At 36.3% G+C, this 14902-nt stretch carries 15 protein-coding genes; 2 read left to right on the top strand and 13 right to left on the bottom strand.

Annotated elements, in window-relative coordinates; all coding sequences use genetic code 11:
• Positions 1–8: 8 nt before the first annotated feature.
• From LC457_RS03215 to LC457_RS03175, 9 genes are all read right to left on the bottom strand, one after another.
• Positions 9–1034 (bottom strand): hypothetical protein, encoded by a 1026-nt coding sequence (locus LC457_RS03215; RefSeq protein ID WP_223598569.1) that lies wholly within the window; start codon positions 1032–1034, stop codon positions 9–11.
• A 9-nt stretch (positions 1035–1043) separates the two neighbouring features.
• Entirely contained in the window at positions 1044–2570 is a 1527-nt protein-coding gene (locus tag LC457_RS03210; protein WP_223598568.1) for an NAD(P)-binding protein, read from the bottom strand.
• 37 nt (positions 2571–2607) lie between these two features.
• On the bottom strand, positions 2608–4122 hold the full coding sequence (locus LC457_RS03205) for a polyamine aminopropyltransferase (protein WP_223598567.1): 1515 nt from the start codon (positions 4120–4122) through the stop codon (positions 2608–2610).
• Positions 4115–4330: a DUF350 domain-containing protein gene (locus LC457_RS03200; protein WP_223598566.1), complete on the bottom strand. Its 216-nt coding sequence runs from the start codon at positions 4328–4330 to the stop codon at positions 4115–4117. Before LC457_RS03200 ends, LC457_RS03205 begins: the two co-directional genes overlap by 8 nt.
• Before the next feature lie 12 nt (positions 4331–4342).
• Positions 4343–4537, bottom strand: coding sequence for a hypothetical protein (locus LC457_RS03195; protein ID WP_223598565.1), 195 nt, complete (start codon positions 4535–4537; stop codon positions 4343–4345).
• The gene (locus tag LC457_RS03190) at positions 4534–5991 is read right to left on the bottom strand and encodes a DUF4178 domain-containing protein (RefSeq protein WP_223598564.1); all 1458 of its coding nucleotides are present in this window, start codon (positions 5989–5991) and stop codon (positions 4534–4536) included. The genes LC457_RS03195 and LC457_RS03190 overlap by 4 nt, the downstream gene beginning before the upstream one ends.
• Before the next feature lie 2 nt (positions 5992–5993).
• Complete coding sequence (locus LC457_RS03185; RefSeq protein ID WP_223598563.1) at positions 5994–6353, bottom strand: S-adenosylmethionine decarboxylase family protein; 360 nt, start codon at positions 6351–6353, stop codon at positions 5994–5996.
• Positions 6354–6373: 20 nt separating this feature from the next.
• Positions 6374–7297, bottom strand: coding sequence for a citrulline utilization hydrolase CtlX (gene ctlX, locus LC457_RS03180; RefSeq protein ID WP_223598562.1), 924 nt, complete (start codon positions 7295–7297; stop codon positions 6374–6376).
• Positions 7298–7381: 84 nt separating this feature from the next.
• Entirely contained in the window at positions 7382–8296 is a 915-nt protein-coding gene (locus LC457_RS03175) for a dimethylarginine dimethylaminohydrolase family protein (protein WP_223598561.1), read from the bottom strand.
• A 290-nt stretch (positions 8297–8586) separates the two neighbouring features.
• On the opposite strand from LC457_RS03175, the gene LC457_RS03170 reads away from it, so the two are divergent.
• On the top strand, positions 8587–8751 hold the full coding sequence (locus tag LC457_RS03170; RefSeq protein ID WP_156121335.1) for a hypothetical protein: 165 nt from the start codon (positions 8587–8589) through the stop codon (positions 8749–8751).
• A 35-nt stretch (positions 8752–8786) separates the two neighbouring features.
• On the opposite strand, the gene LC457_RS03165 is transcribed toward LC457_RS03170, so the two are convergent.
• The 3 genes from LC457_RS03165 to LC457_RS03155 all read right to left on the bottom strand — a co-directional run bounded on the left by LC457_RS03165 (position 8787) and on the right by LC457_RS03155 (position 12635).
• A complete protein-coding gene (locus LC457_RS03165) occupies positions 8787–10961 on the bottom strand; it encodes a TonB-dependent receptor domain-containing protein (RefSeq protein ID WP_223598560.1) in 2175 nt (724 codons plus the stop codon).
• Positions 10962–11041: 80 nt separating this feature from the next.
• On the bottom strand, positions 11042–12103 hold the full coding sequence (locus LC457_RS03160; protein ID WP_223598559.1) for an AraC family transcriptional regulator: 1062 nt from the start codon (positions 12101–12103) through the stop codon (positions 11042–11044).
• A gap of 154 nt (positions 12104–12257) precedes the next feature.
• Positions 12258–12635 (bottom strand): helix-turn-helix domain-containing protein, encoded by a 378-nt coding sequence (locus LC457_RS03155; RefSeq protein WP_223598558.1) that lies wholly within the window; start codon positions 12633–12635, stop codon positions 12258–12260.
• 76 nt (positions 12636–12711) lie between these two features.
• On the opposite strand from LC457_RS03155, the gene LC457_RS03150 reads away from it, so the two are divergent.
• Positions 12712–13530, top strand: coding sequence for an alpha/beta hydrolase family protein (locus tag LC457_RS03150; protein WP_223598557.1), 819 nt, complete (start codon positions 12712–12714; stop codon positions 13528–13530).
• A 46-nt stretch (positions 13531–13576) separates the two neighbouring features.
• Here LC457_RS03150 and LC457_RS03145 read toward each other — a convergent pair whose 3' ends face one another.
• Positions 13577–14863, bottom strand: a complete 1287-nt coding sequence (locus tag LC457_RS03145) for a citrate synthase (protein ID WP_047427632.1) — start codon at positions 14861–14863, stop codon at positions 13577–13579.
• Between the last annotated feature and the right edge of the window lie 39 nt (positions 14864–14902).

Genomic DNA, 14902 nt, shown 5'->3' with positions numbered 1-14902 from the left:
CCGCAAAGTTAGCTAACTTTTTTTGGTTTTCTCCAAATAAAGCCATCCAGCAGATAATGAGTGAGCTGAGGCACGACTAATAACGGAACCAGAAACTGAAACCATTTTTCTGAGAGCATCACATTCAGGGAAAAATGCTCATTCCAAACCAACGTTTCCCATAAGAATTCTTCTACAAAGGCAAATCCTAAAATAATACCCACAAATAAAAATACACCTGAAAAAGATTTAAAAACCTGCATTCTGTTAAGCTGATTGTTTTCCTTTTGATGTATTTCCCGGATATAAATCAATGCGACATAAGGAATCCCATGGGAAACCACATTCAGAAAAGTGAAAAGAAGATCATTATTAAAGTAGACAATCCCGAAATACCAGGAAAGGAAAGTTCCGGTAATCAAAGCAGTTTTTGGGATATTAATATCTTTTGTTTTAAAAACTTCAAAAACAGTTTTAACAAGCCAAATGATCAGAATTGCAAAGTATACAATGGTAATCAAATGAGTATAATCCGGAAGATTTTTAAGCCAGTCAAACTCATTATTGACAAACCATGTAAAGGCACGAGGTGTTTTAAACCAGTACAACATGGGATAAATAGTTGCAGAATAAACAGCCACTTCATCTATTTTCTTACTCCAGTTATTCGGCTCAAAACGGGCATAGATTCTCATAAACCCGTACTGTTGTCGTATAAAATGAAAAACTGCAACCAAAGCCAGCACCGACCAGAATGTCAGACTCCCAAATTGAAACAGAATAATTCCCAAAATCCAGCTTACAGCAGGGATGCCGAGATAAAGCAGCTTATTTTTCTGAACTTCTCCTTTTACAAAATAAGTTTTGAACAGTGTAGAATACACGTGAGACACATCCACGAAAACAATCAGGAAAAGCCATGTATAAAAAGAATAATGATTTTCTAACCCTTGAATCTGTTTCTGAAAGAGAAAGATAATCAGCAATACCACAAAAGGCGGTGATAAGATAAACCACCAGTCTGTTTTTGCATTATGTATCCACGGCTGTTTCATTGTATTATTTTAAATCATTCGTTCTGCAGTCCGGATTCCCTGATAGAAAGCTTCTTCAAAAATAGATATTCCTGAAAGATCGGAATGGGCAAAGAATATTTTATCTTCAATAGGTTCTTTTGCCATTTTGGTTTTTTCTCCAAAAATCTGATCAGGTACCGGAGCAACCATGGCATGTCCTATTTTATGAAACTGCATTTCCAGAATAAAATCCTCTATCAATGGGTGAGCTTTCTTCAGATCATCCAAAACTAAATTTTTCAGTTCAGCATCTTTCATTGCATACAGCTTTTTCCTTGCTTTCCTACAATCTCCGGTTGAAAAGCTCTTATAATGGGTAATCACTTTTTCACCCATAACCTGGTTCAGATTCTGATGCTGGTCAAAGATATAGCCCAATCCCGAAGAGCCATAAATCACATTATCCCAGGCCAACTCTTCATCCCCTCCGAATTCATTCTTCAGAGTAATTGTTGTTAAAAGCCAGGGAACATAGTTAAATGAAGCTGCTTTTTGATGATTGAAAATCCTTTCGTTGACAAACTGCGGTGATGCAAACAGTACTTTATCTGCAATGATCTTTTTTGTTTTTTTCTGAGTATTATCAAAACTTAAAACCTCAACTTTATCATTGATTTTCACATCAAAAACCAGATTTCCGGACATATGCTTTCCTTCTGTATATTTTGAAAAATGTTTTGCTAATCTGGCATTACCTTCAGGCCATGTGAAAACCTGATCTTTATATTTCGTGCTCCAATTGTTCTTTCTACCTGCGAAATAATGAATTCCAGCCCATGCAGAAACATAGTCTATTCCCAATCCGAAATCGTCTCTGCAGGAATAATCCAGCAGCCAAAGGAGCTCTTCGGAGTGATATTTATTTTCTTTGAGCCAGTCTTTAAAAATGATTTTTTCAAATGTCAAAACCTCATCATCTTTGCTGGAGTCATGTACAGGAATGGCAAACCAGTATTTTCCCCCTGCATCTTTTTTTAAACGAAATTCATCCATCAACTTAAAAAAACGGTTAAGCTCTTGCTGGGTTTCTGTTGAAATTCCTCTTTGTGGAACAATATCGTTCTGCCAGGAGTTTTTATAGAACAGCCTTTCCTGCTGTGGGAAAGTCATTTGGTATTCATCAAGAACGGGTTCACCATTCTCTTCGATTCCAAGGCAGATTTTGCATTCTTTCAGAAACTCGATAATTTCTATATTCTCTTTGTTCGGTAATGGTAAATAGTGAGCACCTAAAGGAAATTTTGAGAATGTGTTCTGTCCATTAGAAGAATTTCCTCCAAGATGGTTTTCCATTTCAAGGAGAAGATAGTTCTGTTCATGATGCTGACTGAAGAACCTGCACGCTGAAAGTCCGGAAATCCCACCGCCTACGATAAGATATCGGGTGTGGATAACTTCTGAAAATTGTGGAAAATCTTTTGCCCACAGTTTATGCCCCAGCACATGGTTTGTCCCGGTAATCTTCAGCAGCAATGATTTTACTTTCTTTCCGCAATACTGCAAAAAGGGAAGCATAAGACTACCTAAAAATATAGTTTTAAGAAAATCCTTTCTACTGTACTTTCCCCCACTCTTCATCAAAATAACGAACTAGTATCTGGTTGTCCAGACGGTTAACTTCTACGTCCTTCACTTTCATATCTTTACTGAAATAAGACATCTGTGAAAAGTTATAATCATAATATTTTAACCCAGGCAGCTTTCTGTAGACCCTGTTGTTGATGGGCTCAAATGAAGCCATAGAAAACCCCCATTCTCCAAAAGAGGGAACATAGGTATGGTATGCTGCTGTGAAAGGAAAAATCTGATTGATAGTTTTTTCTATACACCAGAAAGATTTAGGCGCGAAATACGGAGAGGTGGTTTGAACCACAATCTTTGTATCAAGGGTAGTCAGTCTTTCCAGTTCTTTATAAAACTGCAAGGAATAGAGTTTTCCCAAGCTATAATTGGATGGATCCGGAAAATCTATGATGATGACATCAAACTTTTTTTTGTTCTCTTTTACCCAAATGTAAGCATCTTTATTAATCACTTCCACCTTCGGATTGGAAAAAGAACTTTGGTTCAGTTTGCGCATGGTTTCGTTGGTCTTGAAAAACTGTGTCATTTCCCCATCAAGATCTACAAGCGTTATTTTTTTAACGTCTTTATATTTTAACACTTCTCTTGCTGCAAAACCGTCACCACCTCCCAAAATCAGGACATTATCAATATTCTTTGCCATAGACATTGCGGGATGTACTAAAGCTTCATGATAACGATATTCATCGGTGGAAGAAAACTGCAGGTTGTTATTTAAATACAGACGGAATTCATGAGTATTTCGGGTAAGAACAATCCTTTGGTAGGGAGAACTTTTGGTATAAACTACATTTTCACCGTACAATTTTTCTTCAGAATAAGACAGAATCGTATCTGAAAAAAAGAAAAGCCCCAACAGAAAAGCAAATGCAGCAATAGATTTTACTTTTAATGATAGGGGTTTTGACAATTCCTTTCTAAGGTAATAGCATAAAAATATCGCAATAGAGATATTAATCAGACCAAAAAATAAAGGTGTCTTTACAATTCCCAGCTTTGGAATTAAAACCAACGGAAAGAGAATCGAGGCTAATAAAGCTCCGATATAATCGAATGCAAAGACATTTGAAACTAAATCTTTAAACTGTACCCGGTCTTTCAGAATATTCATTAAAAGCGGAATTTCCACTCCAACGAGACATCCGGTGAAAAAGACAAAAAGGTAGAGAACACTTTCAAAATGTGCGAGTGTATTAAACAAAGTAAAGAGCACAACAGAACTGATTCCGCCTACGATTCCCACCAGAATCTCGATCTCAATAAATTTATCGATCAGATTTCCCTTGATGAATTTCGCAAAATATGAACCTACTCCCATTGAAAATAAATACACCCCGATAATAAAGGAAAACTGCTTTACAGAGTCTCCTAAAAGATAGCTCGCCAGGGCTCCGGCCACCAATTCATAAATCAATCCACATGTAGCAATGACGAATACTGAAAACAATAAAAGCAGCTCAAGAGGAATCCTCTTCTTATCCATGAATTGCAGCGCTTATAATCATTGAAATTCCTATGATAAATGCTCCGAAGACAATAGCCAGTGCTATATTTTTGTTCTGAGCAATCTCATGCCATGTTTTTTCCGGAGTAAGTTTTTCTATAACGAAATAGCACACCAGAAGAATAGCGATTCCTAATAGTGAATAAAGAACCGAGTTAAATATTGGTAATAAATTGATGTTGTCCATAGTTTTATATTTTTATTTGTGATAGTATCTGTAGAATCCTACTCTGGAATGACTTCTTGTAGTTCCGTCACGGTATGTTTCCGTCTTGGCACAGTCGCAGACCTGATTTCCCTGATAAGTAAGGTATACAAACCAGGTCATGAAAAGTCCTCCGATCATGCAGAGTATCCAGTTTTGTCTTATATAGTTTAAAATATTAGTCATCATGATGTGGGATAAGGAGTGTTTGAGCTATTCTTCCATTTATTCACATTAAAGAAATGTCTCCCTATCCACATAGCTACAAAGAGAACAATCATTATGAATAAAATAAATCCGAAGTTCCAGAATGAAACGGGAAGCCAGGTTGCTTTGAGTTGTACATAGGTATTGCTTGAAATGGGATCTGTAGTGAGTTTAGGTGCTTCAGCATTAATCAGGGAATCCAGCTTTTGAGTCCCGAAAGACGTTTTAGCAAGTCTCGCAACTTCTGATGTATCTTTTTCCAGTGTTTTTCCATCTGTAAAGCTTGTGGTCTGGCCCTTAAGCAGATCATTGATCTCGACAGTTCCCGATTTATCCCGAGATATGATCACCTTTGAATCCGGAGACTGAAGATTGGAAAAGGCAGGTAAAGCGCCATCTTTCTCTGCAGAAATAAGAAAGTGATACTGCCCAGAACTTACTCCACAAAGGTTAAAGTCTTCGGACTGACTTCCTTCTGACCAGCTTTCTCCATCTTCGTAACCATGATATTGTTCGATATCTTTGGAGGTATAGATAATTTCATTAGTCTTTTCATTCACAAGACTCAGCTGGATATTCGCCCAGGAATTATCAACTCCGGAAAAAGCATTAACTTTTAATGGTGCTGAGCCTCCTGAAAGGGTAAAACTTTTACTGACCAATTCCTTATCTTTTACATCTGTAAAATTGATGGTCTCCGTAAAAACAGTTTCGTTAGTTCTTGATGTGTAAACATATAGCTGACACAGACATATCATTAATGCAGCGATACAAAAGATGTTCACCGCCTGTCTCATATCGAAATAATAAGGCTGAACAATCCCAACGCCCGTATAATAAGGCATATGAGCTATTTTAAAAGCTCTTTTCACATCATATTTTGAAATATGAACTCCATAGAAATACTGGCTTTTTTTACTGGTCTTCTCCTGAGAGATCATACGGGTTCCGTTGACGTATTCTTTATAAGTAGCAATACTGAAGTCCAGATGTTCATCAAAAAATCCAGCTGCCGAATCGATACTGCATTGAGTATTTTCATACCAGCGATAAGTTCGTCCGAGGTAGGTTGGTAATTTTGAATTTTTACCTTTAAAATCATCAGGGTGCATTGAGGTCAGGAAAACCCAATGTCCGTCACTTTCACTCAGGAAAGCATCACCTCCTTTGCTGTCTTTTAAAGAATATTCCCGCCAGAAAATACTGTTTCCGTATTTTTTGACAGTAATTGCAACGACCGTATATTCTACACCGTCAATTTCTCCTTTCTGTCCGACGTCCAAGACAACGTTTTCTGTCGGGACTTTCAAATGTTTGATTTGTTTGTTTCCGGCAACATCGATGAGATGGGAACAGGTTTTACAAACATATTCTTCAACAGGAAAAGTGAGATCTAATTTATTTTCTGATTCGCATGCTGGGCAGACATAGTACATTTTTATCTGTAAATTTTGTGTTTTTGAATGGTATTAGCTTTAAAATACTGAACCACTTCATCTGCAATCTGCTCTACTTTTGTGGTATTGTCCTGTGTATAATTACAAAGGAAAACATCAAAAGTAAGCTGTTTAAATTCCGGCCACGTGTGGATACAAAGGTGAGACTCTTTAAGGATCACTGCGGAAGTAAAGCTATCATTCTCAAAAATATGATTGGTTACTCCTACAATTTCTACATCTTTTGTCTTCAGAATTTCTTCTGTAAACGCCAGAAAACCTTTGCTGTCTAATAACAAATCTTCTGACTCTGTTTCCAAAGTCAGAAGAATATGTAAACCTTTACTTGATAATGGGTTCAATTAATTTTTTCGTAAATATATTATTTTTTTGGAAGAAAAACCTCAGCAAGCATACATCTTGCACTTCCTCCTCCATTTACTTCAATGGTATTCAGGTCTGAATAGATAATTTCGCAGTATTTTTCAATAGCTTCAACTTGTTCTGTAGTTAAAGACTGGTAAGCTGTCTGGCTCATTACCAGGAATTTTTCACCATCTTTATTCTGAACCTGAAGCATATTTCCTGCAAACTGCTGCATCTGCTCTTCTGAAATTTCGATGATTTCTTTTCCGGAACCTTTAATAGTTTCAACTACTTTTTCTCTTTCCAGTTCATCATCAATACAATCAAGACAGATTACGACAAACTTATCTGCCACACACATCATTACATTGGTGTGATAGATAGGAAGCCTTTCTGTACCTACCGTCTGGAATGAATGAAACACAACCGGAGTGAATCCGAATTTTGCACAGAATTCTCTGAACAGTTTTTCATCCAGTCTCAAAGAAACAGAGCCATAAGCAATTTTGTTATCGTGATCGAAAATCATACTTCCTGTCCCTTCCAGGAAATGTCCCTGAGTTTCAGGAAAAGACCAGTCATCAATTTCAGCAACTTCAAATCCCTGTTCTTTGATACTTTCAATAATATCATCTCTTCTTTCTACTCTTCTGTTGGAAGCGAACATCGGATATAAAACCACCTTCCCATCTTTATGGAAGCTTACCCAGTTATTTGGGAAAATAGAGTCAGGAGTATGAGGATCTAATGTATCTTTTATTGTGATCACATTAATTCCTTTACCTCTCAACTTTCCAACAAAGGTATTGAACTCAGCCAAAGCTTTTGACTGGATATCGGAACCTGTCTGTTCTACCTGAAAGTAATTGTTTTTTGCTGTCTCAGCGTTGTAACCGAATGCAATCGGTTCTATCATTAATACTGTATCTGTTGTTTGCATTGTTTTTGATTTAAAAAATTAAAAGATTGAAGATTGAAAGACTACAACTCTCCCACTCTCAAACCCTAAACCACTCCTACTCCATTATTCTCTCACAAGCGGCATTGTAGAGCATCTCAACAAACCACCCATTTTAGAGATTTCTCTGTAAGGGATTTCTTCAACGGTCATTCCCCATACGTTTCTCAAATGGTCATTCATTCTTGTGAATGCTTTGTCTGAAACTACCACATCTGGTGCAATTGAGAAGATATTCGGGAACATTTCAAACATTTCTTCGTCATTGATATGGAAACAGTTTTCTTCTCCGAAAATATCGATAATCAAGCGGTAGTCACTTTCATCAACGAATCCGTTTTTATAAATGATACATTTGTCTTCTCCTACGGGATTGAATGTACAATCCAGATGCAGAATACCTTCAAACGGAACTTTATCGTTTTTCTTCAGCTCCAGGTCAATAATTCTCTTCTTTGGAAAATATTCTTTTAAGATTTCAATGGCGTATTCGTTTGTTCTTGCTGTCTTGTAGTTTCTGTAATCTTCGCTGAAACAGGTTCCGATAAAAATAAAATCATTCCATACGATCACATCTCCTCCTTCAATATGAGCTGTTTCCGGAAGGTTGATGATCTTTCTCCATGCTACTTTCTCAAAAACGCTTTTGTATGCTTCCTGCTCGTCTGCTCTGTCCGCGATCACATTGGAAATGACCATCTTATCGTCAATCACAAAGGCCACATCTCTTGAGAAAACCTGGTTGTAATCTTTGATGATACTTGGACGCAGTACTTCAACGTCATACTTTTTCAGAACTGCTTCAAAAGCGTTCATTTCATTGATAATATCCTCTTCTTTAGGATAAATGTTGTGTTCGATTGAGTAATATGACTTTGCGTCATAACTTTCCTCTAGTGTGGGAACTGCTCCCAGTGAATTAGGCTGGCCTAGAACTACTGACTTCAGCCTACCCGTTTCGTTTTTAATGTTTAGTCTCATAAAGATTTATGCAATACTACAAATATAAGTAAAGGTCTCTATCTGTAAAACTTTTGGATTATTTTATGCATTAAATTTGATCTCCAAAATCAGCACCCTTCAACAAAATTTCCTTGTCTGTAAAGCCAACTGTAGTGAATAGCTCCAAAAACATCTACAACTTACTATTTTCCATCTACATAAGAACAAAAAAACAGATAATTCTATTATTTAATTTCCTATATTAGTGATATAATTTTCGCGAAATTATAATCCATAAAACTTAACTATTAACACCAAAAATCAAAGTTATGAACAAGAACAATCCAGTGCTTAAAAATGCACAAAAATTAGGAAGAGATCAACAAAAATCTGTAATGGGAGGTGCTCCAATCTCAACAGGCAGAAGATGCTGCGAGTGGGATGATGCAGGAAATTGTTATATCTGGACATGCGACAGATGTCAATGTCCATAATAAAAACGAAAGTCTGCTTTTTCAAGCAGGCTTTCTTATCTCGTTCTGTTTTCTTCTTCTGTCTTCTGGGTTTCTTTAACCTGATATTTTGAACTTCCTATAGTATAACTGAGTGAAAATACCAATCGGCTGCTATCCCACCAATGGGTAAAACGATTATCCATAATCTTTTTGTGCCGGAATTCCAGTCGTTGCTCATAGGAATCCAGGAGATTATTAAAACCCAATTTAGTGTTTAGTTGATTATCAAACCACGACTTTTGCACTGATACCTCTACGGTATACCTTGGTTTGATAATGTAAAGGCTGTTCCCCGTTTTTGATTCATAGTTAGCAAATACGTTTACGGTAAATCCTTTTGGAAGGGAAAACACCTGGTTTAGCCTTACTTCAAAATTGTAAATTTTCAATGCAAAAACCTCATCCAGATAAGGCCTGAATTCATCATTATAATATCCTGTGATCTGGCTGGTAATATTCCACCATTTTGTAATTCTGACTGGAAAGCTGGTTTCCAAAACAGCAAAGTTCCTGTACGGAAGATTCGTTCCCAGATACTCCAATACATTTGTTTCCGGATTGTACAGTGGATAACGTGTCATCACATCTTTTTCTTTTCCAACTGTAAAGCTGGTGATCCAGTTTTTATAGCGATAGGTTGCTTTGATCTGATTTGTAAAGGAAGGAAGCAGATAAGGATTCCCTATCCAGTAATTTAGCGGACTGAAATAAAACCGGAACGGATTAAGCTGAGAGAAAACCGGTCTAGTTATTTTCCTGCTGTAAGAAAGAGAAAGTTCACTGGACTTGTTAAAAGTATAATTTGCACTTAACGACGGAAGCCATTTCAGATAGTTTCTTGCAACAACGGAATCCACGGTAACTGCATTGGAAATACTGTTGGTATTTTCAAATCTTAGTCCTGCATTGATCTGTAAACTTCCTATTTTCTGTCTGTAGGCCAGATAACCTGCCCAGATTTTTTCTTTATATGAAAACACATTACTTCTCGCAGGATCAAAGACAAACTGATTTCCGACAGACAATGTATCATACCTGATATTGTTTTGAGTGTCTGAACTGCTGTATTTGAATCCTGCTTCAAGATCTACATGATTAATTTTCTGTGAAGCATCTATCTGTGCAGTATAGATATTAATTTTATTAATCAAATCAGATTTCCAGTAAGACAGAAGATTTAATGTAGCCTTATCTCTATTGATAAAATCATCATTCTGTTTATTTTTAACTGAAAGATAGTTTCCTAAAAAACTGATTTTAAATCCTTTGTTTTGAAAAGAATAATCGGTGGTAATTCCATAATTATCCTGTGAATAACGGGTGGGATTTTCACTGGCGGTATTCAATACTGTCTGGGTTTCATTTTTATCGGTAGTAAAAAGAGAGCCGTCCCGTGTACGGTCATTATCCCTGAAATTACCTCTCAGATTGACTCCAAGTCTGTTTTTATCATTCATTCTGAAATCAGCTCCAGCCTGAATATTATACATCTTCCCAAAATCTTCCTGGTAGGTGTGGGTACGCATAATATTGGTATTTGCCAGCCGCTGCAAAGCCTGATAACGATAGGTAGAAATCCCTTCATTATAACCTGCCTGAAGGCTGTATGTAACTTTTCCCGTATGATAAGATGTATTGAATGCATTTTCCCTGTAATTGAATTTATTGATATACACATTACCATTATAGCTTACTTTCCAGCCGAGACTGATATTCTTTTTTAATTTAATATCAATGATCCCTTTAAATTCGGCATCATATTTTGAAGACGGATTGGTATTCACTTCTACAGATTCCACCATATCTGGAGATAAAGACCGCAAATAGGCCTGCAATTCCTGATTGTTCATCACAACAGGTTTTCCATCGATAAGAACAGCCGGAGCAATTCTTCCGCCAATAAAAATTCCGTCTTCCTGGTCTACTGTAACGCCGGGTGTTTTTCTTAAAACATCAAGAAGATGGGTAGAGGTTTTAAAGTCTCTGTTTCCGGCAACAGATACTATCAGGTTTCCATCATTTAATTTCATCTTTCGCGGAGCTGATTGAAGAATGACTTCAGAAATAGTTGTGGTGGAAGATCTTACCTGAGTCAGAGAATCCGAAAATTTATTTTTTACAATTTCCTGTGCTTTACCAAAAATGGAGAGAAACAGCAGGAATAACAAAAGCCACAATTTGATGATCATAGATTTTAAATTTTATGAAATCAAAAGTATCGGCTTGTCGTAAAAAAGCGGTTTTGAAATTGAAATTCCGCAGTACTGAATTATAAATTTGAACTCTGAAACCTAGGCTCAGTAAGGGTTTGAGTCTGTTTATACAAAAGAGGGGTTGTATTTTTAATTTTCTTGAAAGTTGAAAAGAAAGTTGACTTGGAATTAAATCCTACTTCATAGCCAATCTCCTCAATCTTTAAATAAGATCCGTTTTCTATCATTTCACAGGCTTCATTGATCCTGTATTCATTAATGCAGGTAGAAAAACTTTTTCCCAAGTTATCATTCAGCAATTGGGAAAGCTGGTGAGTTGACATATTCATTCTTGAAGCAAGATCACTCAGTTTTAAATTCGGATTTTTATAGAGCCCCTCTGTATCCATTAATCTTTGTAATCTTGATACAAAATTACCCGCCTGTTCTCCGGAAATCTTTTTATTGGAATATTTTTCTGTTTCTTTTACGGGAAGCTGCTGATATTTTTTATTGAATAGAATTAAAAAATTGGCATACAGTACAAATGAAAATACCAGACTTCCTCCTGCACAATATATCTGTACCCAACCCGTTGAAATCAACTGATAAGTCAAAAAGATAATCACATTACTGATCAGTACCGGAAGAACAAATTTGTTTGGGCTCTTATGGTTTTGCTTTGAAAAGTTATAGTACTGGTAAACTGTAAGGAATACAAATATAGACCAAACGGTATAAATAAATGTTCCAAAATAATGTTCCCATGTAACAGGGAAAAGCAGATATAATAAACCGACAGCTCCTAAAGTTAGTGTTAGTATTCCAAACCATTTCTGACAGTTTTTCCAATCAAACTGGTCTTGCTGAAAGGAAGATTTCACATAGTAATATAGAGCTGGTCCGGTGAAAAATAAGGCTGAAAGCCCCAAATGCGGGATAATTCTCGGCAAGTCGGGATAAAAGTAAATGCATACGGAAATTCCTACTCTTGAACTTAGCATGAGAAGAAGAAGACCCAGGAAAAAATCCGGCAGATACTTCAGTTTTTTAACAAACAACAGATAAATTCCCAGCAGAAGTCCGTTGAATGCTCCTACTGCACTGAAGAAAAATAACATCTGTTGTCCGAAAGTCATGATAATTAATTTATTCTTAAATAATGAAACATTTGAGTTCGCAGTTTATTATAAGGTCTGGTCATTCAATCATTCAGTTCTGAGCATATCAATAATTTCATAAAAGCAAAATTAACAAATTATTGGATTCAATTTCAGCAACATATATGTTTTTCTAAGAAATATTGCAGATCATTATTTCTTTCCCATTCTCATATTCTTTCCCCCATTCACATAAGCTTTTCAGGATAGGGATAAGGTCTTCGCCTTTGTTTGTCAGTATATACTCAATTCCGGAAGGAATAGTATCGGGAATGTCTTTTTTAATAATAATCTTATGGGTTTCCAATTCCTTTAGCTGTCTTCCTAAAACCTGTTCAGAAATATTAGGTAATTCTTTCTTCAAAAGATGAAACCTGTTGTTTCCTTCCGATATCGAATAAATAATCTGCGATTTCCAGCGTCCGCTGATAATGCTTACAGCAGAATTCAGTTCACAGATACCGAACAGAAACTGTTCGTTTGCCGCATTGGTTGAAGTTTCTTTTCTCATAATGATCACTCACAATTTTGTTCGTTATTGTAATTCACAGACAGCTTGCAGAAATTTACCTCAAAATTACAAAATTATGTATACAAAAAACATTCTGTTGATTATTGCCATCCTAATAAACCTGCAACTATTCAAAGCGCAGGAAAAATGGATTCTAAAATCCAGATTTATATCAAAACCAGATACGGTACTTATTTTCAAACCTAAAACCTATGATATGAAAGAGAAATATCCATTAGTATATTTACTGCATGGGTACAGTCAAAATTATCGTCAATGGTCACAAACAACAGACCTTCAGAAATTTTCTGATCAATATAAAATGATTATTGTCTGCCCGGATGGGTTTACAACATGGTATATAAACAGTCCTTATGATAAAGGGTCAAGAGCTGAAGATTTCTTTTTTAAGGAGCTGGTTCCCAAGGTTCATAAAAATTTCAGCATCGACAAAAAAAATGTTTTCATCAGTGGATTGAGCATGGGAGGATATGGTGCTATCCGATATTTTTTGCTTCATCAGGATTATTTCAATACTGCCGGAAGTACAAGTGGTGCCTTTTCGTTAGATCCTAATGTTATGCGAAATGCAAGTTTACAATTCTTTAATACAACCAGAATTACTGATGATCTGAACAAAACATTAGGTTCACCGGAAGAATGGAGTCAATATAATATTTCAACACTTTTAAAAGCTTATAATAAAGGAAATCCTTTTCTAATAGATTGCGGCACGGAAGATATACTTTATCCTTCCACGATTGAAATTAGAGATATTGCCGATAGTCTGAAAACTCACATTACATTTATTTCTCAACCGGGAAATCATAATACAGAATATTGGAAAAAATCCATTGAGCATCATTTCATTTTTTTCAGGCAACATTTTAAATAAAAAATCCCAAAGCAAGCTTTGGGATTTTTTATGGTATAAGCAAATATTATCTGCTTGCAATGTCGATGTAGTTTCTTTCCTGAGCACCTTGGTAAACCTGTCTTGGTCTTCCGATAGGGTCTCCTTTCAGTCTCATTTCTTTCCACTGAGAGATCCATCCCGGAAGTCTTCCCAATGCAAACATTACTGTAAACATTTCTGTAGGGATTCCTAACGCTCTGTAGATAATTCCTGAATAGAAGTCTACGTTTGGATATAGTTTTCTTTCTACGAAGTACTCGTCTTCAAGGGCAACTCTTTCTAACTGCATTGCAATGTCAAGAGCTTTATCCTGAATACCTAATGCTGTAAGGATATCGTCAGCAGCTTTCTTGATGATTTTCGCTCTTGGGTCGAAGTTTTTGTACACTCTGTGTCCGAATCCCATTAGACGGAAGTTATCAGCTTTATCTTTAGCTTTAGCAACATATTTAGATACATCACCACCATCTTTCTCGATCAATTCAAGCATTTCGATTACTGCCTGGTTGGCACCACCGTGAAGTGGTCCCCAAAGTGCAGATACCCCAGCAGAGATAGAAGCGAAAAGACCTGTGTGAGCAGAACCTACCATTCTTACTGTAGAAGTAGAACAGTTTTGTTCGTGGTCTGCGTGAAGGATTAATAATTTATCTAAAGCATTTACAACTACCGGATCGATTTCGAAATCAGCGTTTGGTAATCTGAACGCCATTTTGTAGAAGTTCTCTACGTAGTTTAGGTTGTTATCACCGTGGTTTAATGGTAAACCTTGAGTTTTTCTGTAAGTCCAGGCACAAAGGTGAGAGAACTTAGCGATCATCAGCTCAGCTGCGTGATCCATTTCTTCTTTAGAGTTTACGTTAACTGCTTTCGGGTTGAAAGCTGTCAAAGCAGAAGTTAAAGAAGATAAAACTCCCATAGGGTGAGCAGAACGAGGAAAAACATCAATGATCTTTTTCATTTCGTCTGCGATGAAGTTATATTTTTTAATATTGTTGTCGAATGAAGTAAACTGATCCTGAGTAGGTAATTCTCCATGTAATAAAAGATACATTACTTCTGTGAAGTTAGATTTTTCAGCAATCTGCTCAATTGGATAACCTCTGTAGAATAATTCTCCTTTATCTCCGTCTAAGTAAGTGATGTCGCTAATAGTAGCTCCTGTATTTTTGTAACCTAAATCCAGAGTGATCAAACCTGTCTGGTCTCTTAATTTTGAAATATCAATCCCTCTGTCTCCGATAGTACTATCCACGATTGGATATTCATATGAATTACCGTCGTAATTCAATATTACTTTGTTGTCTGACATTATTTATTTATTTTTTTTAAATATACCACTTTCCATAAA

It is taken from the genome of Chryseobacterium sp. GVT01B (assembly GCF_019970045.1).
GTDB lineage: Bacteria > Bacteroidota > Bacteroidia > Flavobacteriales > Weeksellaceae > Chryseobacterium.
Note: the sequence above shows the minus strand (reverse complement) of the source record. Positions and strands in the feature narration are given on the sequence as shown.

What these genes read in the sequence shown, in the direction of transcription:
- LC457_RS03215 (WP_223598569.1), bottom strand. Translation starts at nt 1,034, where the DNA reads ATGAAACAGCCGTGGATACATAATGCAAAAACAGACTGGTGGTTTATC.
- LC457_RS03210 (WP_223598568.1), bottom strand. Translation starts at nt 2,570, where the DNA reads ATGCTTCCCTTTTTGCAGTATTGCGGAAAGAAAGTAAAATCATTGCTG.
- LC457_RS03205 (WP_223598567.1), bottom strand. Translation starts at nt 4,122, where the DNA reads ATGGATAAGAAGAGGATTCCTCTTGAGCTGCTTTTATTGTTTTCAGTA.
- LC457_RS03200 (WP_223598566.1), bottom strand. Translation starts at nt 4,330, where the DNA reads ATGGACAACATCAATTTATTACCAATATTTAACTCGGTTCTTTATTCA.
- LC457_RS03195 (WP_223598565.1), bottom strand. Translation starts at nt 4,537, where the DNA reads ATGATGACTAATATTTTAAACTATATAAGACAAAACTGGATACTCTGC.
- LC457_RS03190 (WP_223598564.1), bottom strand. Translation starts at nt 5,991, where the DNA reads ATGTACTATGTCTGCCCAGCATGCGAATCAGAAAATAAATTAGATCTC.
- ctlX (WP_223598562.1), bottom strand. Translation starts at nt 7,297, where the DNA reads ATGCAAACAACAGATACAGTATTAATGATAGAACCGATTGCATTCGGT.
- LC457_RS03175 (WP_223598561.1), bottom strand. Translation starts at nt 8,296, where the DNA reads ATGAGACTAAACATTAAAAACGAAACGGGTAGGCTGAAGTCAGTAGTT.
- LC457_RS03170 (WP_156121335.1), top strand. Translation starts at nt 8,587, where the DNA reads ATGAACAAGAACAATCCAGTGCTTAAAAATGCACAAAAATTAGGAAGA.
- LC457_RS03165 (WP_223598560.1), bottom strand. Translation starts at nt 10,961, where the DNA reads ATGATCATCAAATTGTGGCTTTTGTTATTCCTGCTGTTTCTCTCCATT.
- LC457_RS03160 (WP_223598559.1), bottom strand. Translation starts at nt 12,103, where the DNA reads ATGACTTTCGGACAACAGATGTTATTTTTCTTCAGTGCAGTAGGAGCA.
- LC457_RS03155 (WP_223598558.1), bottom strand. Translation starts at nt 12,635, where the DNA reads ATGAGAAAAGAAACTTCAACCAATGCGGCAAACGAACAGTTTCTGTTC.
- LC457_RS03150 (WP_223598557.1), top strand. Translation starts at nt 12,712, where the DNA reads ATGTATACAAAAAACATTCTGTTGATTATTGCCATCCTAATAAACCTG.
- LC457_RS03145 (WP_047427632.1), bottom strand. Translation starts at nt 14,863, where the DNA reads ATGTCAGACAACAAAGTAATATTGAATTACGACGGTAATTCATATGAA.